The 2,416-nt window shown below is 68.9% G+C and carries 2 protein-coding genes; one reads left to right on the forward strand and one right to left on the reverse strand.

The genetic code is table 11. The features are described from left to right. Window positions 1–44: 44 nt before the first annotated feature. Window positions 45–1,169, forward strand: coding sequence for a twin-arginine translocase subunit TatC (tatC, locus tag GRX66_RS18310; protein WP_449271476.1), 1,125 nt, complete (start codon window positions 45–47; stop codon window positions 1,167–1,169). A 239-nt stretch (window positions 1,170–1,408) separates the two neighbouring features. Here the strand turns inward: tatC and GRX66_RS18315 are convergent. Further along, a partial coding sequence (locus tag GRX66_RS18315; protein ID WP_159527764.1) for a cytochrome P450 occupies window positions 1,409–2,416 on the reverse strand: 1,008 nt, incomplete at its 5' end.

Below are 2,416 nucleotides of genomic sequence, written 5' to 3' on the forward strand. Positions count from 1 at the left end.
CAGCAGGCGACGAGTCGACCGCCGACGAGTCAGACGGCAGCGAACTGACGCCCGCGGTCCGACGCGTCACCGGCGGGCGCGACAGCGAAGCTGTCAACGCGGTCGGAGACAGCAGCGACGGCGGGGATAGCAGCGACGACACCGGCGACGACGGCCTCGAACGCGTGGACCGAGACGGCTGGCGCGACCTGACGCCCGCAGTCGAACGCGTCGAGGACGAAGGCGGCGACGACTGGGAGTGGTCGATATACGACACGGCCGGCGGCGACGACCTCGAACCCGCGGCCAGCAGCGACCTCCAGCTGGTACCAGACGAGGAACACCAGGCCGACGAGCCAGCCGAACCCGACCAGCAGGAGGACGACGACGCGCTCGACCCGCGCGAGAACACCGTAATGGACGCCGACGAAACCCTGTCGGCGGCGGACGACGGCATCGGCATGAACGCGCCGGAGACGGACGTCGAACAGCCGCTGGCGGTCCACGTGGAGGAGATGATCAAACGCCTCGCCATCGTCATCGCCGTCGCGGGCCTCGTCAGCGTCGCCGTGTTCCCGGTGACAGAGAGCCTCATCACCACCATCTGGAACTACGTCCTCCCCGGCGGCGAAGCCGTCGACCCCCGCATCTACCACCCGCTCGAACTCATCATCACCCAGCTGAAGGTCGCCAGTCTCGCCGGCCTCGTCATCGCACTCCCAGTATTCGTCTACCAGTCCTACGCCTTCATGCGGCCCGGCCTCTACAAGAACGAACGCCGCTACTACCTCGCCGCCGTCCCGACGAGCCTCGTGCTCGCCGTGCTCGGCGTCCTGTTCGCGTACCTCCTGGTGCTCCCGTACACGATGGACTACTTCCAGGGCTATACGGAGGGCACCGCCGACGTCGCGTTCGCGCTCGGCACCACCTTCAACCTCATCCTCATGGTCATGGGGTACCTCGCCGTCGTCTTCCAGATCCCCCTGTTCATCATGCTGGCCATCATGCTCGGCGTCACCACCCGCACGTGGCTCGAAGACCGCCGTCTCCTCTTCTGGGCGGCGTTCGCCGGCATCTCGTTCACCTTCGGCGCCATCGACCCCACGGGCATCGTCCCGATTCTGGTCGCGCTCACCATGATTGCGCTGTTCGAGACGACGCTCGCGCTGCTCCGGTGGACGGGGAACTAAACCCCACTTTTTGCTGTGGGCGGCGCACCGCTGGCGCCCCGCCCTGTCTGCTCACGGGCGCGTAGCGCCCGTTCGCACGGCCAGCGGGACCGCAGGTCCCGCTCGGGCAAAAACTTGGGGGAAAAGCCAGCGTCACCCCCTTCGGGGGTTCCTCGGCCTGCGCTCGCTTCGCTCGCGCAGTGAACCGCGGCCTTCGGGTTCTGTCGAACCGCTCAGGCCGCGGATGCTCGTCGCTGTTCCTATCGTTCGTCCACCCGTACTTCCACAGGACCGTCTGGCCGGAGCGTGAGCCCCGGCGTCGGCTCGAAATCTGTCTCGTCGGTGGCCTCGAAGCGGAAGTCGGCGAGGAGTTCGGCGAGCGCGACGCGGAGCTCCTGGAGCGCGAACCGGCGGCCGATGCACTGGCGTTGCCCGCCACCGAAGGGGAAGTACGAGAACGCCGGCCGGTCGGACTCGCCGAGGAAGCGCTCGGGCCGAAAGGCCTCCGGGTCGTTCCAAAACCGCTCGTCGCGGTGAACAACCCACGACGGCAGCACGACGAGCGACCCCTCCGAGACGCGGTAGCCGCCGAGTTCGGCGTCGGTTGCGGCTTCCCGCATCAGCATGTGGACGGGCGGGTACAGGCGGAGGGCTTCGTCGATGACCGCGCGCAGACGCGGCGCTTCCGCCGGGTCGTCCGCGTCGTCGAGCGCGTCGTGAACGCGGGCCTGTTCAGCCGGGTTCGCCGCGAGCAGGGAGACGACGGCGGTCAGCGCCGTGTTCGTGGTTTCGTGGCCGGCCAGCAGCAGCGTCACGAGTTCGTCCCGGAGTTCCTCGCGACCGAGTTCGGAGTCGAGAATTGCCGCGAGGACGTCGCTCGCGTCGTCTGCGCCAGTGTCTGCGAGGTCGTACGCGATGGACTCGAGGTCGCTGACTGCGCGCCGGTAGCGCCGGTGGCTGGGCAGCGGCACCCAGTCGGGTACGTAGAACGGGACGCCGTCGTCGTGCGCGAACCGGTCGGCGATGACGTCAGCGGCCGCCGCGATACGGTCGGCGTCGCCGGCGACGTCCTCGTGAGCGCCAGCAAACGAGGGGTCGACGGACGAGTCCCGCCCTCCGGCGTCCACGTCGAAGAACGCGTCGGCGAGCACCGACAGCGTCAGCGTTGTTGCGGTATCGTGGGCGTCGATGGTGTCGCCGGCGGTCCAGTCGGCCGCGACCCGGCGGGTCGCCCGGCGCATCGCGGGTTCGGCGGCCTCGATGCGGCG

Source organism: Halobacterium bonnevillei, assembly GCF_009831555.1.
Lineage (GTDB): Archaea > Halobacteriota > Halobacteria > Halobacteriales > Halobacteriaceae > Halobacterium > Halobacterium bonnevillei.